Here is a 24260-nt window from a genome sequence, read left to right on the forward strand (position 1 = left end):
TGTGCTGTTCCCTTTTATTTTTAGCTACTTTTTAACACAGATATGAAATGACATTATTGAGATACTTAATCGTTGAAACAACCACAAAGGTACACAGGGGAACACAGAGGATTATTATTTCTTTGTGTTCCCCTGTGTTTAGAATTGAATAAGACAATCTTAAATAAATTAAGAATGAAATTGCATCAGGACAAGTACATCTTTCTTAAGTGAAGAAGAGAATTTGTTTAATCTGAAAGACATGCACAGAGCCCATAGGGTCAAGTATGTCTAAATTCTCTGTGTTCCTCTGTGTACTCTGTGGTTTACCTAATTACAATTGTTTTGTGAAAATCAAGTTATATTTGTAAGCGATGTTGGATATCAGAACATATCAGCCCAAACAGTATTCCGATTTGATAGAACGAATTTGGGTACTTGAATCTGGCAATGAAGCAATTGATGTGCTAATACCACCAAGTCAGTACATGCAATTACTGGTTCCATTGGAAGGCTCTGAATACAATTGGAATGGCAGGCCCAATGGTAAGAATGTGCTTGAAGGCATTAGTTTGCAGACCAATTGTGTGCATTATCCTGCAGGAACAAAACTTTTGGGCATTCGCTTTTATCCATTTGGAGCATTTCCTTTTCTGCAATGCGAAGGAAAGGATTTACTGAATCAAATGATGGAAGTAACACTTCCAGGAAAACTGGGACTTGAAGCCGTGAATGATGAGGAACTGTTGAATGAAGTCTATCATATGCTACATGTGCTTTACGATGAGTTTTCCTATCAAAGAATTAAACCCCTAAAAGATTATTACCAGACTGTTCGATGGAGTGAGGACTCCATGTCGATTGAAGAATATTGCAAATTGAATGATACTAACTACACGACCTTAAACCGAAAGTTTTCCATTATTACAGGCTTAAGTACCAAAAAGTTTGAACGTCTAGTAAAATTCCGAAAATCGTTATGCAATTTAATTGATAGTAAGGATAAACTAACCGAGATAGGTGCTGATGCTGGTTATTTCGATCAGGCCCATTTTATACGTGAATTCAAATTGTTTCTTCATTGTACCCCGTCTACCTACCAATCCTTGATCCAATCGGCGGATAAGGATACACAAATCATTAATTACAACTTCAGATTATTTTAAGTGCTTAAAATATACAATTCTGCTTGCTGGAAGCAGTATAGCTTTGTCTTTTGAAATTTAAATGGTGTAAAATCAAAAAGACATGAGAATAGAACATTTGGCAATTTGGACTCGTGATTTAGAATCTATGAGATCCTTCTATGTGAAGTATTTTAAGATGATTAGCAGCAAAAAGTACCACAACGAAAAGAAAGGGTTTACTTCTTATTTTTTATCCTTTGAAGGGGAAAAGAGCAGGATTGAGTTGATGCATAGGGATGATATTACCAAAGAAAGTAAGGATAGGGAGAGTTGTTTTGGATTTACTCATTTCGCGATTTCGGTGGGAGGCAAAGACAAGGTTGATGAACTGACTGAACTCATGAGAGCAGATCAATGCAGAATAGTTGGTGAACCTAGAACAACAGGAGATGGCTACTATGAAAGTGTTGTGTTGGATTGTGAGGGAAATCGTGTGGAAATAACGGAATAGTCAAGATGGAAATAAAGAATATTGTATTTGATTTTGGTGGAGTACTGATCGATTGGGATCCACGTTATTTGTATCGAAAAGTGTTTGGGAATGAGCATGAATTGGAACTATTTTTAAAGGAGGTGTGTCATGCTGATTGGAATCAAAAATTGGATGCTGGTATTTCCTTTGATGAAGCAATTGCAGAACGGGTGAAAAAGTTTCCTCATAACGAAAAAGAGATCAGAAAATATCAAAATGATTGGATAGAGATGATAGGAGGTGAGATCAGGGAACATACTAGTTTAATTCCTGTATTATCTCAAAACTATCAGTTGTATGGCTTGACAAATTGGTCTGCAGAAACCTTTCCTTTGGTTTACTCTCGATTTGAATTCTTTAAAGAATTGAAGGGGATAGTGGTGTCAGGAGAAGAGAAAATGGTGAAACCAGATGAAGAAATCTTCAACTTGTTGTTGGAGAGATACGAGCTAAAGGCAGAAGAGACGCTTTTTATAGATGATAATGTGAATAATATAAAAGCGGCAAATAACCTAGTTTTTAAGACGATTCATGTAGAAGAAGGTATGGATTTGATTCATGAATTAAAAAAGTTTAGTATTTCGACTGATTGTAAAAAAAGGAAATCCATTTCTGTTCATCGATATTGTGTAGGTATCAATTCTTAATGGCTTTAGGTAAAAGGATTTTATTTCCTCAAACACAAATTGTAACTTAAAGTATCTTAATCGCAATGCCATGAGATATCTACTGCTAGTTACATTATTACTGATTTCTTTTTCATGCAGCCATCCTGTTGATAAGAAAAGAATTATCGATTCGGAGAAGTTCGATGAGATCATCTCAAAAAAGGAGAAAACACTGGTATACATTTGGACTACATGGTGTAGTGGCTGCAGAAAGAGTCTGGAGAAAACATTGCCTAAGTTGATACAAGACATCAATGAGGAAGAGTACCAATTGTTGCTGATTGCAGTAAGTAAAAACAGGGCAGAGGTGGACTCCTTGGTAGAGGCAAGTGGTTTAAACAACAATTCCTATTTCCTGAACTTTATCGGTCCTGATAAAGGCAAATTTCAATCCATTGGCATCAGGCAGTTTCTTAACTCCAATTTTCCTAATGAAAAGATCTTCACAGGAGGTATTCCTGTTTTTTTTCTTGTAAATCGAGACAAAGAGATTTTGGTTTATAAGCTTCCGCACTCTTATGATGAGGTGATGGGAGTAATCACAAAAAATCCCCTTGCAAAATGAAATGCAAGGGGAAGTAAAGATTTGAGATATCCTTGTTTTAGTCTTTATTGGCCTATAAACTCGCCATCTTTCATATTTTGGAAAGTTGGGTTGTATGCACAACCTTCTATCTTCCACTTCTCTTCAGTTAAAGAAGCTACTGCATTTTTTAAACCTGAAAAATCGTTTAGCATGGCACAGTTCGCAATATCTACGCTACCTAATTTTGTTACGCTTGTAAACACATTAAGATTGGCCATAGGGCAATTGTACCAAAAGTCTACTTCTATTTTTAATTCGCTAGTAATCTCTTTTAAAAGTGGCCATTCAATGGTTTCCAATGCACATGGATTCTTAAGGTTTAATTTGTCCATTTTTTTAAGCTTTGGAGCTTTTAAAGTATGTAACTCATCCAATGCGAGTTCTAATTCACTAATGATTTCCAAATCGGTAAATTCCAAATCAGTTTGACCAGGAGCATAGGTTTGAGAATACGCTTTTAAGTCTTTAACCGATGCAATTGTAATTTTAGGCAGATTGTAGTTGGTTACTTCCAGTTTTTCAGATATGCTTTCAATACCTTCAAGTGTTGGGAAAACTGTGGACATATTACCTCCATTAAGTACCAATTCATTTATACTTTTTGGTAAGGTAAACTTCTCTAGAGCAAAGGCACTTACCAACTCTACTTTTTCAAGATTAGTGACCTGTGATAAGTCGAGACTCTTTATTTGGGTGACATTATCTAGGTTTATAGATTTGCAAGAAGTAAGTTTAGGGAATGTGAATTCTTTTACAGCCACAAAGGAAACTGACAATTCGTTTTTCACACTTGTAAGTTCAGGACATTTGATTTCCTCAACGAAAGCTTTTCCCCAACTACCTGAAAGCTCAAAAGAACCTGTTTCAGTTAATTTTGGAAATTCTACTTTAAGCAAAGCAACAATGCCAGTTAAGGTGATATCATTGCTTACCATGGTTAAGTTTGGAAGATTTAATTCTTCAAGAACAGCTCCATTCCAACCACCATTGTATATGATAGAGCCAGCTAGTGTTAATTTTGGCAAGTTTAAACCAAGTAAAGCATCAAGTCCTTCCAGGTTTATTGCATTATCAACATTGTTAAGCACATCAAGTTTCAAGCTATTTAAGGCTGCTAGATTACTTATCTGTAATTTTCCACCAATACTGGTCAGTTTTGATAAGTCAATTAGTTCGTTTGTGCTTAATTGACTAAAAGTGATGTTGCCAATTACTGATGTAAGTTTGTTTAAGTGGAGTTCTTTTAGAACATTGTTTGATCCTTCAATAACATCATTTCTTTCTGATTGAATACTTAAATTACCATAAACATTGTTTAGAGATGACAATGCAACAGATTCTATAGAACTGGAGTTGATTGTAATTGCATATGCATTCTCAAGTTTTGGAAAATCAACGTTCTTAACTTTGGCTGTATTCACATAAATTTCACCTACAGATTCCAAAGATTCGAAATGAATCTCCATTTCTTGTTTAGGGTTGAAAGCTTTGTTAGGGTTTCCAAAATAGATGTTTCCAGCCTTTTTAAGGTTTTTAAGAGCATTGAATTGTTCCAGTCCAAATGAATCTTTAATCACAATGTTTTTCGACACTTCTGTAATTTGATTCAATATATCAAGATTCTCAACATCGTCAATAATTAGATTACCATCGATTTTTGTTGCACCTAAACTTGAAAATGCATCAACATCATCTTGTGTTAATAAACTCACGTCACCATTGCTGCTTACTTCGTTTTTAACGAGCGAAAAATGATATGTTTTTTCTTCATTATTGTACGATTTTACAGTAAAGTCAATAGCTTCTTCCCAATTGTTTACCGTTTTAGGATCTGGTGTGATTTCGGATAATTCAGAGATTTTATATTCTGCATTAGCATTGCTTAAGTCTACATTGGCGTCAATTTCAATTGTAATGTTATCGCCTGTAATTAATGCATTGTATTGTTTTCCATTTTTTTCCAACTGGAAAAAACTGATATAACTGTCAGTTCCTTCGAATGGACTATCGTCATCGCTACAACTGCAAAGACCAATGAAAAGGCCTAATATGGCCATTATTATTCTATTCTTCATTTTTTGTAATTTCTTTTTTAACTAAATAGAAAATGCAGGACTGAAATAATTAATTTGTTCTTATTATTTCGTCATTGCAAAATCATTTATTAAGACTTAATTGTTGTTGTAATTACCGTTTTTCATGGCTGTATAATCAGGATTATACATACAGTTCTGAACAGACCATTTGTCTTCGGTCAAAGATCCGATCACATTTTTTAAACCCGAAAAATCGTTTAAGTTTCCAGCATAATTAATATCCACGCTACCCACATTGCTTAATGCTGAAAAAGCATCCATGTTTGTAATTATGCTATTAGATGCATTCCAACTGCTGCTTCCACCGTAAAATATTAACTGTCCGGTAATGCTTGTTAATTTAGGCAGCTGAATATCCGTTAGAATTACACAAGCTTTAATGATAAAATCATTTCCCACGCTTGATAGCTTAGGAGCTGCAAAACTTGCTAAGTTCTCAAGACTACTAATCTCAAAGTCTTCTGTTACTTCCTCGAGATCTGAAAAACTTAAGGCTTCAATCTCACTTGAATAGTTGAAATAGAATTTATTGATTTTTTTAATTCCTGTAATGTTAACATTTTTAGCTCCACAAGAATTGATTTCTAGTGTTCCTTTTACCTCTTCTAAGCCAATAAGTGTTGTGATATCGTAATCTTTTCCTTCGAAATTAAGTCCTAAATTTCCATCAAGTACAGCAGGAGTATTTAACTCTTTTAGTTTGCTACAGGCTGCTAGTTGTAGACTATTTAGTTTTGTCATATTTGGGTTTTCAAAATTGGAAAGACTTTTTGTTCCTGATAACACTAAACTACCGCAATTGCTTAGTTTTGGTACAGAAATAGTTTCCAAGAATGGAGCCGTTTCAACAGCTAGTTCACCCTTTACAGTGCTTAGTTCAGGAAAATTAAGTTTATTAGAAGAAGCAAAGCGAATTGTAAGATCCTTTTCAATTTCATTTAAGATTGGCAAATTGATGTTTGCAAGGTTCAAGCTATATTCATTTAAACTTGAAATGTAGATAGAAGAAGCTGAACTTAGTTTTTGAGCTGAAAATTCAGTCAATCCATCATTATTCTTAATGTTTAAAAGTTTGGTTACCGAATTTAGTTCAGGTAAACTTATTTTTGCAATGGATCTAATGTATTGCAATTGTAGATCACCATCAACCTTGTTCAATTTAGATAGATTTAATTCTTGGGCTTTCCAGAAATTTTCAATCCAAAGGTTACCACCAACATGCTTTAATTTAGGAAGACCAATTATTCGAATAGAGGTATTTGAATTTTTCTCTGCGTAGTTGCTATTTCGAACTCCTTTCAAGTTAAAATCACCTAAACATTTCTCAAGAGAAGAAAAATCTATTGCTTTTAGTTCTTTTGAGTTGATATAAACTTCATCAACCGTGTTCAGATTTGGAAAGGATACTGATTGAACACTATCAGAATTAATAACCAATCGGTTAAGCTTTTCTAAATTGTAAAACTCTAACTCAGTGATTTTAATTGCTTTTGCTTGTTCCTGTACTGATCCAAAATAGATACCACCTGCATTTTTGATGTTACTTAATCCTCCAAAGTTGCATGTTGTAGCCGAACTGTTAATCACAATGTTCAAATCAACAGCAGTAAGCTTACTTAGTGGAGTAAGATCTTTAATGGTATCAAATTCAACAGATGGCATTGTAGTATGACCAATGATCAAGTTGCCACTGATTTTAGTGATTTCCTTTTTAGCAAACTCAACAACATCATCTTGTGTTAATAGGACAACATTATTTGGGTCAACTACATCCGTTCTATTTATAGTGTATTTATAACTTTCAAACTCATTGTTCCATGCATTAACCCTGAAAATTTGCTCTTCGTTCCAGTTACTAATAGTTTTAGGATCTGGTTGAAGGCTTGCATTTTCGCTGGCTGTATACTCAGCACTGGCTGATGCTAAATTAATGTTTTGAGGAACCGTAATAATGATTTCATTGTTGGCTATTGAAGCTGGATATTTTACACCATCTACTGTTAAGGCAAAAGAGATGATGTGAGCATTATTACCTTCAAAGGGATTGTCGTCATCAGAACAGCTAAAAAGTAGTAAAGCTGATATGACAATCATTAAATATTTATTTATAATTGACTTCATTTGTTTATCATTTTATTTTTGTCAATTCCGATAACTATCGGGAAGAACTTTTGATGAATCTTAACTCGCAAATTAAGTTCGGAGCTAAAATTCAGATGGTTTCTTTCTATTTCTTTATTAAATTAAAATCATTAACACCAAATACTTCAGTAGACATTTCGCCAAGCCATCCGGCTTTAGTATTGACACCAACCACAACTTTTACAAAGTCGATATATTTCAAATTTGCTGGTGATCCATCATATTTAATTGCATTGCTAATCTTAAAGTGATTACCATTTGCACCAGCGTATTGGTTATCGTCATTCGTTAATCTGTCTACAGAACTATAATTATCAACATACCCCCATTCGAATTCATCATTCTCCCAGTACCCTGGTGAAACTTCTTTGGTTTTTGCCTCTAATCGTGTTCCTCTTAAAGTATAGGATTCGGTCTCGACCCAAAGAGGGTAGTAGTAATCTTGCGTGTGAAAGCTTCCCAAGTAATCAACGCATCCATTGTTACCTTGATTATCTGTCCATTGTACAGGTAGTCCTGGGCTTTTTGGCTTGTAATATGTTACGGCATAGTCTTTTATTGTACTGCTGCTTTCTGTATCTGAACCTTTCAATTCATACCAGGTATCATTAGGTAGACCATCTCCATTTTCGTCCTGCATTACCCACACAATACCAGGTTCCGATGATCCTTTAAATGAATTTCCTTTGATTTGAATATTATAGTCACCGTCGTTTTCAATACTGTGATCGAAACCCAAAACAATGCTACCGCCAAACCCACCTAGGGAAACATATCCTCCTATTTGTAATCGTTCTTCAGCATATTGAACAGCTTCTTCATTTGTGTACACATTATAATTTTCGTTTACAAATTGTCCAGGAGCTGGTAAGAAACTATATACTTTGTTCCAACTTGATGAGATTGCCGAAGAAGCTTGTCTTTTATAGGTTCCTTCTGGAGCACAAACATTAACGATTAGGTTTTGTGTAACTTGAGCAAAGTCGTTTTTCATGGTCACGGAAACGGTATGTTTTCCTTGTTCACTACTTGAGAAAGCGTACCAGTCTAGTTCACCCTTCTGCTCTTCTTTTCCATCTACAGTCCAAATAAATTCACCTCCGAAAGCATTGCTTATGTCGTATGCCTTTAGTCTGATTGTTCTGCCTTTAGACATGTTGTATTCAGTTTGATCGAACACCCATGAAAAAGGTAAATCTTCAGCATTGCATACTTTAATTGGAATACTGATCTGGTCTGATCCGTCCTCATTGGTAACTTTTATTGTTAGTGTAAAGTCACCTACTTCAGCCGAGGAAAAAGAATAGTCTTTGGTAGTTGCTTTTTCCTGTCCATCAATTGACCATGAATACGTTGAGTTGTCACCATTTTCAACGTTTGGTTTTAAATCTAAATTGGATCCTTTTACAATGGTGAAACCATTTTCAGGAATGTTGATAGAGATTTTAGGTAGAATAAGATCTACAATAGAAATTTTCATTTCCAGAAATGCTGATCCTACACTGTTTACTACATCTAAAGTTAAGAACTTATCTCCAAGTTCTTTGGCTTCGTATTCAAGAGCTGGTGAAGTACTTACAATTTTCCCGTCAATTTTCCAGGCAAATACTGCATCTTCTGCAAATTTGTAGACAGGCGAAATGTTTAATGTTTTCCCTATTTTAACATTAAAGCTTACATTATCACCCTCTAAGCCAATTGTAGGAGGTAATGCTTCTACATCATCATCGTCACATGAATGCAAACAGAGTACCATACTGCATAGTAGCAATAGTACGCCATTAAGAATTGTTTTTTTCATTTTATAAAAAAATTTAGTTGTTTATTACTGCTTTACGCGTGAATACCATGTGAGCAGGAATATCGCCAGTGGTAACTGACCATTTTCTAATTCCGTCGCTTGCAAAACAATGAAGAGTTCCAGGTGTTACATAGTCTTTGGCATCTGTAACAAAGAATTCACCATTTTCAGGATTCACCATAAGGCCATATGGTATTTTAATCTTTTTGTCGGTTCCGTCTTTAATAAAGTTTCGGGTAACTACACGTTTGGTTTTAACGTTCATGATAGCATAAGTGATCGTATTACTATTGGTTATGTAGCTCCATTCAGTGCTGTAAATGTATAGTGAGTCACCACATAGGGTCATGTTGCTGTTGGGCAATAAATCGAGTTCATCAGTAACGATATCCGTCTTGGAATCGATAACAAAAGTTTTAGAAGGAGTATTGTAGTAATCACCACGTGATGATACCCAGATATTGCCATAATTATCGAGTTCCATTCGATGTAGATTTATGCCAACCTCTATTTTCTTGATCTCTTTAAAGCTTTCTAAATCAATCACTGAAACCGTACTATCGTAATTAGGAACCCTGTAGCCGCCAGAGTTGGCTACGTATAGTTTATTCCCAACTATTACCATCTCGTCTGGTTGGTATCCAACAACGCAAGTATCAAGAACTTCTAAGTTTGTAGTGTCCATTTTGGCAACATATCCAAGACGAGCATTGGGATCAATTTTTACAGGGCCAGCATATGAACTTACGTAGGCATATTTGCCCTTAAATGTGATATAACGACAATTGGGAATGGATACAGCTTTGATATGCTTCACGGTACAAACATCCATAACCTCAACAAAATGCGAACAATTGATAATAGCATACAACTTATTGCCATAAATTTGAATGTCATTGCCTACATCGCCAAGTTCTCTTACAACACCAGGATTTCGATCGGCATAAATATTTTTGTGGTATTTCCCGGTCTCATAATCGAAATAATCTAATGTGGCTTTATTACTTCCCATATTTCCTTCGTTTAAAAGGAAGAAACCTTTGATAGGACCTGAATCGTCTGGTGTTGTAATTTCGGTTTCTGTAGGGCGGATTACCTCTTCATCTTTTCGACAGGATGCAAGAAATACACCCATGATTAATAACAAAATTGAAAGTTTTATGTGGGCTCTTCTCATAGGATAAGATTTAATTTAAATTTCACATTGGTTCCAGGCATTGGATAGCATTGTACTACCTCATATTGCTGATTTAGAACATTATTTACTTCTCCGGTAATTCTTAAAAAATATTTGTTAAACTTTATCTCCTTAGAAAGAGAAAGGTCATGAGTGTACCATGGTTGGGCATAGTTTTCTTTTATATTTGCAACAGCTTCATATCTTTCACCTGTATAGATGAAACTATAGTTGAATCCCCAACCTTTATGAGTAATGTTTGTAATTAATGATCCGCTATGCCAAGGGATATAAGGAATTTGACCACCGTACCATTCACTGTTTCTGTCTGTGAAATCCTGAGCTTTTTGATAGGTGTAGTTAAGCAATGTGTTTATATAGAAATCTCTAATTTTGAACTTTGTGGAGACTGAAGCATCGATTCCTCTAATTTCAACTATTCCAAGGTTGATCATTGTCCATCTAAATTGATTTGAGGTTGGTATGGCAATGATTTTATCTTCTACTTCGTTGTAGTAGGCATCTACTTTAATCTTGATGTTTTTTACCAATCCAGATTCGAATTGTTTGTGATAGGTAGCTCCAATGTTATACTGTGAGGTAAATTCTGGATTTAGATTTTTATTGCCGATAAAAGTGTAGTACAGATCATTGAATGTAGGCATTCTGAAAACTCGTTTGTAAAAAGCTCGAATATGAAACTTGTCTTCAGAAAAAGGTTGGTAGGAGAGTACAAGTGTTGGAGTAAATTCACTCATGTTTTTAGCCTTCCCCCCCTCAACTTTAGTTGAGTTTATAACCCTTGTATGTAACAGACTTCCTTGAACTTTTAGCTTATTAAAACAGAAAGAACTTGCCAAGGCATTCAAAATGGTATATCTTTCAGGGTAAACAAAATTAGTTAAATCGGCATCAAGGATATTGAACTGTATGTCGCTTGCTAGCGAAACACTCCATAAATAGTTAATACTATAAAGTTGTGCTGCAGAAAAATAAGCTTCTTGTTGTTTGTAGTGATTATTAACATACATCGTAGAAACATCTAACCTGGGATCTGATAAATAGTGCATATAGTCGTAAGCATATTTAGCATTCAGCAATAGGCTATAATTGGTTGTTAGTTTTTTCTTAAATGATCCTTGAACAACGAAGTTATTGTCCCACTGCCTGTCTTGATGTTTAAATTTACCAGGCTCTTCTCTGACAGAAGCCCCTGGATATCCACGTTCTGAATCATATAAGTACAGTTTTGTTTTCCAATGTCCATTCTTAATTTTACCGAATAGACTCCCTTCAATACGTAACATTTTAACATCACCATTTTTCCTGGTTTCAGTGGTTTTGTACCCATCCTTTTTCGCATAGGTAAATTTGTATTTTCCAGATGTATACATGAATTCAGTGTTGAATGAACTGCTTATCTTATCATTGAATTTGTGTTCCCACAAAACACTTGGATTATATAAATCAAAGGATCCGGTTTTGAATCCTACGTTTAGATGGTTTGTTTTTGAATTTTTAAAGACCGGTGTCTTGGTTCTCAAGAATAAAGCACTTGCTGAAGCATAGTTTTTTGCAGGCTGAAATAGAGCACTTTTCTGTCCATTATAGATTGATATGGATTCCATATTGTCCAAAGAGAACCTACCCAGATCGACAATACCATTTTGGGCATTGCCAATTTGAATGCCATCATAAAAAACACCAACATGATGACTACCCATACTTCTAACATTAACCGTTTTTAGACCACCAATTCCACCGTAATCCTTTATTTGAATTCCTGAAAAATATCTAATGGCGTCAGCTACAGAGTAGGCGTTAAGACTTTTTAGTTCTTTGCCTGACAAGACTTGAACTGGAATAATTTCATTTCGAATTTTATCGCGAATAATATTAACTTCAAGAAGATTGTATATTTTGGTTGTATCTACTTTTGTTTGTGAATTAGTTGTATGACTTAGACTTATATTAAAAAGTACTATAAAGCTAAGCCTTAGGAGTTGTTTCATGACTTTATAAATAAAGATGGAAAAAATCTATACTTGGACGATTCGGATTATATAAATTGAATGGAAAAGTGGGAGGCAGCTTACATCACCTGAATGATGTTTTTTTTGAATAGCTGTTCTGCATAACTTTGTATGAAGATATTTTGGATAGGACCTTATCTTCAATTTTAAAGTAGAACTAATTGGTTGTTTTCTAAGCATATCTGTTCTTTAGGAATCATAATAACATTAAATAAATTATAGATTCTACAGATAACAGTCATGCTTTCTAATACATGTATGAAAAGACAGTGAAAACCTGATATTATAGTTGATAGTAGTCTATATCCCCGTAGACTGCAAAATCTATTGTCAACAAAGGCAGGTCTTCTGACTTATTCCTTACTTAAAAGCCTTCCCAGTTTAATAAACCAGTGGCGTAGGATATTAAGTAAATTTTTCCCTAAGGAATGGAACTTACAGCAGCGGGAACTGTTGCCGAATCTCACGGCATTCCCTTTTAATTTTCACCTTTAGCGGTAAAGGTGGAAAACCCTTGCGAGTGCAAAAGTATTTATTATTAAATAATATCCAAAAAAATCTTGTCAAATAAATATTCTTAATATCAGACTTAAAGCTCTGAAAAATACAAGTAAGTTAAGATTGATGTGTTAAAATTATGTAGTTTTATTGGTAATCTAATTATATAGATGAAGGGGTGTAAGAAGTTTTTGCATAGAAATTTACAAAACAATAATTTTGATATTTTAAGAGTAATCATTTTCGTCTTGGCAAATGATTGTTGAAGTCTAAAAAAAGTAAAATATAACAACAAAAAAAGCCTTCTCATTAGAGAAGGCTTTGATCAATATAATAATAATTTATCTATTCTTCGTAGAAGAATTTATCAGCGAAAGCTGGTTTTAAATCATCTAACCAAAGTGCTTTAGGATCATATTTTGCAAAGAAAGGACGTCCAACCCAATCGGAATCTCTTCCCTGGATAAAGTTTAGAACGTAAACTTTTTCACCATTAATTTCGGTAACTCCAGAAACTTGTACTTTTCCAGGATTAGCCGACATACTTGGTCCGCGAACTGTACGACATACTCCGCTAACCTGAGAATAAGCCTTTCGGAAGATATTCCAAGCTTCTTCTAATGTAACAGCAAAGTATTCCTGAGCACCAGTTTCTCGTGCAATAAACATGTAGTAAGGAATCATTCCCCAATCTACTTGCTTTCTCCACATGCGAGCCCACATATCAGCATCAAAATTCAAATGCTTCATTAATGGAGACTGAGTACGAATTACTGCACCCGTAGCACGAATATTCTTCACAGCTTGTTCTACAGCTTCAGTACTCATTTCATTAATGTGATTGAAGTGAGCCATAATTGATAGGTTCAAGCCATTGTCGTGAATCTTTTTGAAAACATCCAACAACTGTTGAGCATCATCATCGCTAGTGTAACGATATGGCCAGTAACCCAATGTTTTGGTTCCAATACGGATTGTTTTCAAGTTTGGAATCTCAGCAGCAAGAATTGCATCGATGTATTGTTCGAATACTCTCGATTTCATTACCATTGGATCTCCACCTGTAAACAACAAGTCGGTAATCGAAGGATTCTGACGCAAGTACTCAATGATTAAATCCACCTGTTTCATGGCAAATTTCAGCTCATCGATACCTGTGAACTGTGGCCAACGGAAACAGAAAGTACAGTATGCATGACATGTTTGTCCCTGAGAAGGGAAAAACAACATGGTTTCGTCGTATTTGTGCTGAATACCAACCAACTTTTCACCGTTCAATTCAGGAACGTTGTGAACCTGTCCTGCTGGATTAGGATTCAATTCCATTCGAATTTGGTTGGCAGCTTTGGTAATTTCAGGACGTGAAGCACCGCTTCTAATCAATTCAGCCATTCTATTGTAGTGCTCAGCTGAAAGCATATCTTTTTGAGGGAAAGTCAGGATATAAATCGGATCATTCTCGAAATTGTCCCAATCGATCAACTCATCAACTACATAATTATTTGCTTTAAAAGGAAGGACCTCTCCAACAACTTCAATATCAAAAATCTGCTCATCGCTCAGTTTACTAATCTGAGGAATATTCTTAAAGGTCTTCAGTGTGTAAGCTCTATACTTCATAGGCTAATATCTGGTTTTGATGTTTTAACAAGTAAGCGCGCGTAAACACGATTACTCCCCCTGGTTGTAATTATTTACTCAAAATCAAGCTATTAGGATATGGTAGCGCAGATATATGTGTGTAACTCGTAAGAGTTAAAGGCTACAAATGAGATTCCCCAGATTCAAGTTAGGGAAAAATTGGGACATTTTCCATATAAACTGTTCATTGTCAGCCGTAAAGGAAGACTAATGTCCCAGCGTATCAAATAGCTGTGGCACAAATGTATAATATTTAAAAATTTTAAACAAGCTTGTTGGAGAGTTAAGTGTTTGTATTAGTGATAGATTTAACTTTAGGCCCTTCCTAATTTATATTGCAGGAATGGGTGATAAAGATTACTTTTGCTGAAGATCAGGAAGAAGGCATAATTGGGCTAAATAAGTAATTTAACAGCTTACATATGCATTCTAAATAAGTATTTTTTGCATATCAGTAATTTAATGAAGAGAAGTGATATAGAATTAATGGCCCCTGTAGGTTCGTATGAATCTTTAATGGCGGCCATACAAGGGGGAGCGAACTCGATATACTTTGGCATTGAGCAATTGAACATGCGTTCAAGATCAGCAAATAACTTTGGATTTGAAGATTTAAAGAAAATTGCCAATATCTGTAAAGAGAATAATGTGAAATCTTACCTTACCGTTAACACGGTATTGTTCGATCATGATATTAAGTTGATGTACAAAATTGTTGATGCTGCTAAAGAAAGTGGTGTAACGGCAATTATTGCATCCGATGTTTCGGCGATAATGTACGCACGATCGATTGATGTTGAGGTACATATATCTACTCAGTGTAATATTACCAATATTGAAGCAGTTAAGTTTTACGCACAATTTGCTGATGTTGTTGTATTGGCGCGTGAGCTGGATTTGAATCAGGTAAAAGCCATTTACGATCAGATTGTAGCGCAGGATATTCGTGGTCCAAAAGGAGAATTGGTACAGATCGAAATGTTTGCTCATGGAGCTTTGTGTATGGCAGTTTCGGGCAAATGCTATCTAAGTCTACACGAGAAGAACTCATCTGCAAATCGTGGTGCATGCATGCAAACCTGCAGAAAGGCTTATACGGTAACCGAAAAAGAATCCGGAAACGAATTGGAAATTGACAATGAATACATCATGTCGCCAAAAGACTTGTGTACCATTGGTTTCATAAATAAAATGTTGGATGCAGGGGTTCGAGTTTTGAAATTCGAAGGTCGTGCTCGCTCACCGGAATATGTGAAGACTGTTGTTGGTTGTTATAACGAAGCAGTTGATTCTTATTTGGATGAATCCTACAATAAAGAGAAGATTGATGCCTGGATGGAGCGTTTGTCAACCGTATTCAACCGTGGATTTTGGGATGGATATTACCTGGGGCAAAAGCTGGGAGAGTGGAGTAACGAATACGGAAACCGTGCTACCAAACGTAAGGTACTTATTGGTAAAGGAACAAACTATTTCACGAAGATTAAGGTTGCGGAGTTTCTGTTGGAATCCAATGAGTTGGAAGTTGGAGATAACATCTTGGTTACTGGACTTACCACTGGTGTAGTTGAAACTACAATCAAAGAGATTCGTGTAGATTTGAAGCCAGTTGAAAAAGCAGTAAAAGGAGATAGTTTCTCCATTGCTTTGGATACCATGATTCGTCGATCGGATAAATTGTACAAGATTGTTGAGGTTACTAATGATTTGATACAGTAGAAAGTCTCGAACAGTCAAATAGCCAAAAGGTCAAATAGTCCAAAGGGATTATTCAATAATAAAGAATTACCCTGAAGGGGTAAAATATTTATAGCCTAGGGCAACGCCCTAGGTGATATTACAGTTTTTAAATAGTCGCATCTACTATGGTTAAGATTTTAAGATGACTTCATGCGACTGTAATGGAATCTAAATAATTAACCCAAAACAGAGATGAATAAAATTGTTCTAACATTTATTTTCTTATTCTTTGCATTAAATCTTACAGCCAAGAATTACCAAGGATCATTATTAAAAACAGGAGATCAAGTTCCTGAATTTACAGTTACTACACTTGATGGGAAAGAAATTTCGATAAAAGATTTGAAAGGTAAAGTGGTTCTGATCAACTTTTTTGCAACATGGTGTGGACCTTGTATGAAAGAATTGCCGGAAGTTCAAAAACAGATGTGGCCGAAATTTAAGGATGAAAATTTTGCTATGGTTTCAATTGGGCGCGAACATACAAAGGATGAATTGACTAAGTGGAATCAGAAGAAAGGCTTTACCTTCCCCATTGCACCGGATCCAAAGCGTGAAGTTTATTCAAAATTTGCCAGTCAGTACATTCCTCGTAACTTTATTGTCGATAAAACAGGAAAAATCATTTGGCAAGGGGTTGGATTCGATCAAAAAGAAATGGACCATATGATTAAAACCATTCAGGAAAACTTATAATCCATGCAAGGAAATATTAGAAAAATGCACACCGATTTAGGGGAGCAAGTGCAGTATCAATTGCCTATCGGCGATGATTTAACTGAAATGAACTCACTAATTGGTAAGAAGATCAGTTTGAAGTTTTTGGATCAAATCAATTGTATCCATTGTGGAAAGAAAACCAAAACATCCTTTTCGCAAGGATATTGTTATTCGTGTTTTACCACATTGCCTCAAACCGATCCCAGCATTGTTCGTCCTGAGTTGGATTTATCTTATTTGGGAATTTCACGTGATATGGCATGGTCAAAAGAGAATTCGTTGACACCACATTACGTTTATTTGGCTTATTCTGGCAATTTAAAAGTAGGTGTTACCCGCGAATCGCAAGTTCCAACACGTTGGATTGATCAAGGGGCTAGCAAGGCAATAAAGCTTGCCAAAACTCCAAACAGACATATAGCTGGTGTTATGGAGGTGGCTTTAAAGGAGCATTTTTCTGATAAGACCAACTGGCGCGAAATGCTAAAACAGGATGGTTCCACAGATATTGATCTATTGGAGGAAAAAAAGAAAGCAGCGGATAAGCTACATCCAGAATTGAAACAATATTTGAGTGAGGAGGATGAAATTTACAGCATCAATTATCCTGTTGATGAGTTGCCTAAAAAAATTACCAGCTTTGGGTTTGATAAAATAAAAGAATTCGAAGGAGTTTTGAAAGGTATAAAAGGTCAATACTTAATTTTTGAAGAAGGAAAAGTTATAAATATTCGAAAACACAACGGATATCTTATCGAATTGAAAGTAATTTGATAAAAAATGCAAGAAATTGTAGGTAAAAAGAGCAAATTTCTTAATACATTTGTGTAGACTTGAAAAACTTAAAGAAACAAAAACACTAATTGCTAAATTCATATCTGAAATGGAAAACATTAACTGGAAAGAATTTGGTTTTGGTTATACTAAAACTGATTACAATGTTCGTTGTCACTATCGTGATGGAAAATGGGGAGAATTAGAAGTATCTTCTTCTGATCAAATCAATGTTCACATTGCATCAACAGGTTTGCACTACGGACAGCAAGCATTCGAAGGCTTAAAAGCATTTAAAGGTCCTGATGGAAAAGTTAGAGTTTTCCGTATTGACGAAAATGGTAAACGTCTGCAAAGCTCATCTCATGGTATTATGATGGCTGAAATGCCTTTGGATTTATTCCGTGAAGCTGTAATCAAAGCTATCAAATTGAATGAAAGATGGATTCCTCCTTATGAATCAGGAGCTTCTCTTTACATTCGTCCGGTATTATTTGGTAATGGTGCTCAGGTTGGAGTGAAGGCTTCAGATGAATATACTTTCGCAGTATTTGTAATGCCTGTTGGACCATATTTTAAAGAAGGATTCAAACCAACTGACTATGTGATCTATCGTGAATACGATCGTGCTGCTCCTCAAGGAACAGGTATCTATAAAGTGGGTGGTAACTATGCAGCTTCGTTAAGAGGTGGAACAAGAGCTCATGATGAAGGATTCTCAGCAGTATTATTCTTAGATGCTAAAGAGAAGAAATACATTGATGAGTGTGGTCCTGCGAACTTCTTCGGAATTAAGAATAACACTTACGTAACTCCAAAGTCGAATACCATTCTTCCATCTATTACAAACAAGAGTTTGTGTCAGATTGCTGAAGATCTAGGTATGAACGTAGAGCGTCGTCCTATTACAGTTGAAGAATTGGCAGATTTCTCAGAAGCTGGTGCATGTGGTACAGCTGCTGTAATTTCTCCAATCCGTAAAATTGTTGATGCTGATAATAAGATTGACTACAAATATGGTGATGAGGCAGGAGAGGTAAGCTTCAAGCTATACGAAACTCTTCGCGGCATTCAGTACGGAACTGTTGAAGACAAACACAACTGGAATACAATTATCGAGTTTTAATCGACAACTACATTCCTTTTAAAATATAGAAAGAGCATCGGGTTTTCCTGATGCTCTTTTTCGTTGTTGTTGTAAGTAATTTCGTAATTAATTTGGATTAATTTGCCAGAAGTAATCCTTTTATTTGATCATCAAAAGCCGAAAGAGCAGCTTTTGAACCTTCTCCCATTGCAATTACAATTTGTTTGTAAGGAACGATAGAAACGTCCCCAGCAGCGTATATGCCGGCTTGGTTGGTTCTGCAGTGCGAATCAATTTCAATTTCGCCAATTTGATTGGTTTTAACCGCATCGGCGAACACTTTACTGTTGGCAGTTAAACCAATCTGAACAAAAACGCCATCGGTAGTTAAGACTTCTTCCTTTTCGGATATTCGATCTTTGTATTTTAAGGCATTTACCTTGTTTCCATCACCATCAATACTTAATGTTTGTGCATTGGTGGTGATGCTAATATTCGATAATTCTTTGATTTTATCTTGTAAAACCTGGTCGCCTTTTAATTCATCCATAAATTCAAGAATGTGAACCTCTGAAGCGATTGAAGATAGATCAATTGCAGCTTCCAATCCAGAGTTTCCTCCGCCAATTACAACTACTTTTTTGTCTTTGTAGAATGGACCATCGCAATGCGTACAGAAAGCTACTCCAGAACCAATATAATCGCTTTCGCCTGGTACATTTAATTTTCTCCAGCTAGCTCCGGTTGCAATGATCAATGCTGGAGCTGTGATTGTTTCATTTAATGAAGTAGTAATGGTTTTAATACCATCAACAAGCTCCAGGTTTTCTATTACACGATTTTCCAGAATATCGATTGGATAATCATGTAAGTGTTTCATTAGGTTACCTGATAATTCAGCTCCGCTTGTTTTTGGAACAGAAATCATATTCTCAATGGATACCGTTTCAGTTACCTGGCCGCCTATTTTTTCGGCAACAATGGCTACCGAGAAACCTTTACGCGCAGAATATACTGCAGCAGAAACTCCAGCAGGTCCACCACCAGCTACAATTACATCATACTTTTTCTGTTGTTGGGATTCAGGTGTGAATTCAGTTCCTAATTGTTCTTCCAATTTATTTAGTAATTCACCAAGAGATGAACGACCAACGTGCAATTGTTTGCCATTTGCATAAACCGTTGGAACTGCTTGAATGTTTAATTGGTCTACTTCTTCTTGATTAATGGCTCCATCAATAATTTCGTGTGAAATATTCGGATTCAGGAAAGCCATAATGTTTAATGCTTGAACAACATCAGGACAATTGGTACAAGATAGCGAGATGAAACTTTTTAGTTCTACTTTTTCAGAAATCGCTTGAATTCTTTTTGTTAGCATTTCATCTGGCAAGTTTTTTCCAATTCCATCAAGGTTCAAAACTGCTAATAGTAATGTTGTAAATTCATGACCATTAGGTACAGCTTTGAAAGTGACATTGGTTTCCACTCCATTTTTCAGAATGATAAATGCCAATCCATCAGCATCTGATATCTCTAGATTTACCTTATCGCTGCATGATGCAACATCTTCTAAAAGCGAGATCAACTCTTGCTTATTAGAGTGAGATGATGCTATTTGTATCTGAAATGTATATTGGTTTTTAAGCGATGAAAATAAATCAATTACCTGATTTTTTATTGTTTGTTCCAGCATAGTTTTTTTGATTTTGGGAAAACCTGCCTCAAAGTGGTTCAACTTTAATCGGATATATTTTAAAGATTACTTCGAGACAGATTAGGGTATATTTTATTCTTAAATTTTACCTACTAAGTCGATGCTAGGCTGCAGAGTTTCGTTTCCTTCTTTCCATTTGGCGGGACAAACTTCTGATGGATTTTTAGCAACAAATTGTAATGCTTTTAATCTTCGTAGTAATTCATCCGCGTTTCTACCTACATTACCTGCAACTACTTCGTATGCTACAATTTCTCCTTCTGGATTTACAATGAAAGTTCCACGTTCAGCCAAACCTACTTCTTCAATCATTACATCAAAACCACGAGATAAAACTCCTGTTGGATCTGCTAGCATTGGATATTGAATCTTCTTAATAGTATCCGAAGTATCATGCCAAGCTTTGTGTACAAAGTGCGTATCAGTTGATACCGAGTAAATTTCGCAATCTGTAGCTTTAAATTCAGGATATAGGTTTGCAAGATCTTCCAATTCAGTTGGACACACGAAGGTGAAATCAGCAGGGTAGAAGAAAAAGACAGACCATTTACCTAATAAGTCTGATTTCTTAACGGTTTTAAAATCGTTGTTTGCGAATGCTTGTACTTCAAAATCTACTACTTGTTTTCCAATTTGTGACATACTTTGTTTTTTTATGTGATTATTTTATTGTTTTGTTATTATCTGCTGCAAATCTAATTCACGATTCGATATAAATCAAATAGATAATAATACTAAAAACATAGAAATAATCGATATGTGTAGATTAAGGTGTTTGTTTATAGGTTATAATGAGAATTAAAGAGAAGTGGGGTAATGGTGAAAAATAAACGAGCACAAACTGAATTGCACTCGTTTTTCTCATTGTAAGGTGAGAATTAGGATTTATAATCTATTAAGTGTTTGGTTCAATATGAACTCAAACAATGTTACTAAAATAATGATTTGCTTTTAAATTTCAACTCGATTATTCATTAATGCTTTAATTGAATCTGCCAATCGTTGAACACCAATTCTGTTTTGCTCTTCATCCATGAACGAAAAATTAATTCTCATGGTATTTTTACCACTTCCATCGCAGTGGAATACCGAACCAAGAACAAAAGCTACATTTTTTTCAATAGCGATTTTAAAGAGATCTTCGGCATCCATATCTTTAGGCAATCTTAAAAATAGGAATAATCCACCCTCAGGTTTTGTCCAACTTACACCTTCTGGCATAAAATCTTCAAAAGCTTTGAGCATTACATCTCTTTTTCGGTGATACATTTCAATAATTTTCTTCAAGTTTTTGTCGAATAAACCTTCTTCAAGATATTTTGCAGCAATCTTTTGTACAAAAGGAGCTGTGCATAAATCTGTTGATTGTTTGGCCTTTACAAATTTGTCAATAATGGCTTCGTGAGCAACAATCCATCCGATTCTAAAACCAGGAACAAAGATTTTCGAAAAAGTTCCCAAACTCATTACTTGTCCTGTATTGTCAAGTTCGTACATCATTCTTTGAGCTTCTCCTTCGAATCTTAATTCTCTATATGGGCTATCCTCAATAATTAGAATATTGTATTTTCTTGCTATTTCTATGATTTCCAATCTGCGAAATTCTGGCATTGTGATTCCAGCAGGATTCTGAAAGTCGGGAATAACATAGATAAACTTCGGTATTTCGCCTTGTTCCTGCATTTTTTCTAAAGTTTCTTCTAATAAATCAGATCGCATTCCATGTTCATCAAATTTAATTCCAACCGGAATGCCTCCATAGCTTGAAAAGGCACCTAAACCGCCCAAATAACTTGGTAATCCACAAATGTATTTATCACCTCGGTTTAAAAATATCTTCCCAGCCAAATCTAACCCTTGTTGAGATGAAGTAAGGATTACAAGGTTGTCTGTAGTAATTTGTAAACCCTGATCTTGGTATCGTTTGGTAAGAATTTCACGAAGTTTACGATCACCTTCGGTTGCACCATATTGTAGGGCAGAACTTCCTTCTTGATCAAGGATCTTACAGGATATTTTCTTTAAATCATCAATTGGAAAAGAGCTTGGAGCAGGCAAGCCTCCAGCAAAGGAAATGATATCATCTCGCTGGGTTAATTTTAACAGTTCTCTGATTACCGACCGCTTCATTCCTTTTGCACTGTCGGAAAGAATATTTTCTAAGTTAGTTATCATTTTGATCCCCCTTTTTGATTAGTTTATGTTGTGATTTTTTGAAAATCAGGCATTTTGACCACTAATAAATTTACGTTTTTATAGTGGTAAAACCATAGAATCATAAACAAATGGGATTTCAGAATGACAATTTATAATAAATATGCATTCAAAACTTTAAAACAATCAAATCAGCTCTCTAAGCTTTTCAAGCTGCTTGTTCTTGTTAACATTTCGCATACTTCTGGCTGTCTTTGTAAAATATTGATGATTTGAGATGAATCGGATTTGCAGTCGATTCCATTCATCAATGCTTTTAATTTTGCCGTATTCTTTAAGTTCTCGATATAAATTTCCTGAAACAGGAATGAAGTCTGTTCTTCCAAGGTAATCCAAATCAGCATCACACATGATCATCTCCAATAAAGATTCAGGTTGTGGTGGATGTTTGGTATGCATTATTAAACTCGAAACTTCATCAATTTGTTTTTCGGTGTATTTGTATTTCGGAAGGATATGTCTGGCAAGTTTTACACTGAAATCCTCATGATCGTTATAAGAAAGTATAAAACCAGTATCGTGGAAAAGGGCTGCCGTTTTAATGATAAGCATTTCAGCTTCCGTAATTCCTTCTTTTCGGCCAATAATCTCTACTTCCGTAATCACATCTATGGTATGTTTCAGGTTGTGATAATACAAGTTCTTTGGAAGTTCATTTTCCATTTTTGTAAGAATGGTTTCTTCCAAGTCATCGTAACGAAGCATTTGAAAACTTGTAAGGAAATAATCGTTTGGAAGTAAGCCTTTCAAATCTGACGACATATTTGGTAAGAACCCTTTCACAAAGTACATATCAATGTTTCCTTTGTATTTCACAGGCATTCGGCCTCGATATTCACAGATGAAGAAGTCTTTTACCAACATGTATGTCATTCCAGAAATATTAATTTCTCCTACAGCACCTGAAGATTCCATTCGGCTTGCTGTATTTACAGTATCACCCCAAATATCGTAACTGATTTTTTTTGTGCCTACAACACCAGCAATAACAGGTCCGGTATGAATTCCAATTCTCAATCCCCAAATGGCTTTTTTACCATCTTTTGAATTGATTTTCATCTTATTCATGTACTGTTGAATTTCCAATGCTGCCAAAATCACTTCAATTGGGTTTGTTCTGTTTTTATTCGGGATACCACCGGCACACATGTAAGCATCACCAACGGTTTTTATTTTTTCGATATTGTATTTTTCAACAACAGAATCAAAGTGCATAAAGAATTTGTCCAGTTCATCAATCAGATCTTCGGGATTCATTTGTTCTACAATTTTGGTAAAACCATGAATATCAGAAAATAAAACCGTGACCATTCTAAATCTTCGAGAACTCACTTTCCCTTTGGATTGTAATTCCTCTGCGGTTTGTTTGGGAAGAAGATTAGCAAGCAGTTTTTCTGCTTTTTCTTTCTTAAATATTAACTCTTGATTCTTATTGTAAAATTCTCTTTCAATCTCGCTTCTTTGTCTTCGAAGTTCAATTCTGAACCACAAAAAAAGAAACACTACTATTATCGAGAGAAGCAAGCCAAACAGGATTAAATTCTGTGAAAATAAACCAATTTCAACTTGTCCCAATATGTGCAGCACCATATTAGATTTTACAAGAAGTATGCAGAGAGTGTAATGAGTCATTCCAGATCTATTATTAACCAAATATAAAGGATGAGACTAAAAATAGGTAAGAATTTTTAATTATCGGACTGAAACAGAAAATAATCAACAAACTTT

At 35.2% G+C, this 24260-nt stretch carries 18 protein-coding genes and 1 riboswitch; of the genes, 8 read left to right on the plus strand and 10 right to left on the minus strand.

The window, feature by feature from the left end; genetic code table 11:
* The first annotated feature begins 353 nt into the window (after positions 1-353).
* The 4 genes from DF185_RS18825 to DF185_RS18840 all read left to right on the plus strand — a co-directional run bounded on the left by DF185_RS18825 (position 354) and on the right by DF185_RS18840 (position 2871).
* Positions 354-1145, plus strand: a complete 792-nt coding sequence (locus DF185_RS18825) for a helix-turn-helix domain-containing protein (protein WP_110362524.1) — start codon at positions 354-356, stop codon at positions 1143-1145.
* Positions 1146-1227: 82 nt separating this feature from the next.
* Entirely contained in the window at positions 1228-1617 is a 390-nt protein-coding gene (locus tag DF185_RS18830) for a VOC family protein (protein ID WP_110362526.1), read from the plus strand.
* A 5-nt stretch (positions 1618-1622) separates the two neighbouring features.
* Positions 1623-2285 (plus strand): HAD family hydrolase, encoded by a 663-nt coding sequence (locus DF185_RS18835; protein ID WP_110362528.1) that lies wholly within the window; start codon positions 1623-1625, stop codon positions 2283-2285.
* 70 nt (positions 2286-2355) lie between these two features.
* Positions 2356-2871, plus strand: a complete 516-nt coding sequence (locus DF185_RS18840; RefSeq protein ID WP_110362530.1) for a TlpA family protein disulfide reductase — start codon at positions 2356-2358, stop codon at positions 2869-2871.
* Positions 2872-2915: 44 nt separating this feature from the next.
* Here the strand turns inward: DF185_RS18840 and DF185_RS18845 are convergent, their stop codons facing one another.
* The 6 genes from DF185_RS18845 to DF185_RS18870 all read right to left on the minus strand — a co-directional run bounded on the left by DF185_RS18845 (position 2916) and on the right by DF185_RS18870 (position 14259).
* Positions 2916-4967 (minus strand): hypothetical protein, encoded by a 2052-nt coding sequence (locus tag DF185_RS18845; RefSeq protein ID WP_133250086.1) that lies wholly within the window; start codon positions 4965-4967, stop codon positions 2916-2918.
* A 96-nt stretch (positions 4968-5063) separates the two neighbouring features.
* On the minus strand, positions 5064-7109 hold the full coding sequence (locus tag DF185_RS18850) for a hypothetical protein (RefSeq protein ID WP_133250087.1): 2046 nt from the start codon (positions 7107-7109) through the stop codon (positions 5064-5066).
* A gap of 106 nt (positions 7110-7215) precedes the next feature.
* A complete protein-coding gene (locus DF185_RS18855; protein WP_110362536.1) occupies positions 7216-8931 on the minus strand; it encodes a PKD-like domain-containing protein in 1716 nt (571 codons plus the stop codon).
* Positions 8932-8944: 13 nt separating this feature from the next.
* Entirely contained in the window at positions 8945-10108 is a 1164-nt protein-coding gene (locus DF185_RS18860; protein WP_110362538.1) for a YncE family protein, read from the minus strand.
* Positions 10105-12120: a TonB-dependent receptor gene (locus DF185_RS18865; RefSeq protein WP_110362540.1), complete on the minus strand. Its 2016-nt coding sequence runs from the start codon at positions 12118-12120 to the stop codon at positions 10105-10107. Before DF185_RS18865 ends, DF185_RS18860 begins: the two co-directional genes overlap by 4 nt.
* A 342-nt stretch (positions 12121-12462) precedes the next feature.
* Positions 12463-12672, minus strand: a riboswitch (cobalamin riboswitch).
* Positions 12673-12984: 312 nt separating this feature from the next.
* Complete coding sequence (locus DF185_RS18870) at positions 12985-14259, minus strand: KamA family radical SAM protein (protein WP_110362542.1); 1275 nt, start codon at positions 14257-14259, stop codon at positions 12985-12987.
* Between the two features lie 483 nt (positions 14260-14742).
* Here DF185_RS18870 and DF185_RS18875 point away from each other — a divergent pair, with 483 nt between their 5' ends.
* The 4 genes from DF185_RS18875 (at position 14743) to DF185_RS18890 (ending at position 18640) form a co-directional block, all read left to right on the plus strand.
* Complete coding sequence (locus DF185_RS18875; protein WP_110362544.1) at positions 14743-15999, plus strand: peptidase U32 family protein; 1257 nt, start codon at positions 14743-14745, stop codon at positions 15997-15999.
* 213 nt (positions 16000-16212) lie between these two features.
* Positions 16213-16716, plus strand: coding sequence for a peroxiredoxin family protein (locus DF185_RS18880; RefSeq protein WP_110362546.1), 504 nt, complete (start codon positions 16213-16215; stop codon positions 16714-16716).
* A 3-nt stretch (positions 16717-16719) separates the two neighbouring features.
* Positions 16720-17514, plus strand: a complete 795-nt coding sequence (locus tag DF185_RS18885) for a DUF2797 domain-containing protein (RefSeq protein WP_110362548.1) — start codon at positions 16720-16722, stop codon at positions 17512-17514.
* Positions 17515-17623: 109 nt separating this feature from the next.
* The gene (locus tag DF185_RS18890; protein ID WP_110362550.1) at positions 17624-18640 is read left to right on the plus strand and encodes a branched-chain amino acid aminotransferase; all 1017 of its coding nucleotides are present in this window, start codon (positions 17624-17626) and stop codon (positions 18638-18640) included.
* 97 nt (positions 18641-18737) lie between these two features.
* On the opposite strand, the gene ahpF is transcribed toward DF185_RS18890, so the two are convergent.
* The 4 genes from ahpF to DF185_RS18910 form a co-directional block, all read right to left on the minus strand.
* Positions 18738-20297, minus strand: a complete 1560-nt coding sequence (ahpF, locus tag DF185_RS18895; protein ID WP_110362552.1) for an alkyl hydroperoxide reductase subunit F — start codon at positions 20295-20297, stop codon at positions 18738-18740.
* A gap of 99 nt (positions 20298-20396) precedes the next feature.
* On the minus strand, positions 20397-20960 hold the full coding sequence (gene ahpC / locus DF185_RS18900) for an alkyl hydroperoxide reductase subunit C (RefSeq protein WP_110362554.1): 564 nt from the start codon (positions 20958-20960) through the stop codon (positions 20397-20399).
* Between the two features lie 309 nt (positions 20961-21269).
* Positions 21270-22493, minus strand: a complete 1224-nt coding sequence (locus DF185_RS18905; RefSeq protein ID WP_110362556.1) for an aminotransferase-like domain-containing protein — start codon at positions 22491-22493, stop codon at positions 21270-21272.
* 165 nt (positions 22494-22658) lie between these two features.
* Positions 22659-24122 (minus strand): adenylate/guanylate cyclase domain-containing protein, encoded by a 1464-nt coding sequence (locus DF185_RS18910; protein ID WP_110362558.1) that lies wholly within the window; start codon positions 24120-24122, stop codon positions 22659-22661.
* Between the last annotated feature and the right edge of the window lie 138 nt (positions 24123-24260).

Origin of the sequence: Marinifilum breve (assembly GCF_003202155.1) — a bacterium.
Classification (GTDB): domain Bacteria; phylum Bacteroidota; class Bacteroidia; order Bacteroidales; family Marinifilaceae; genus Marinifilum; species Marinifilum breve.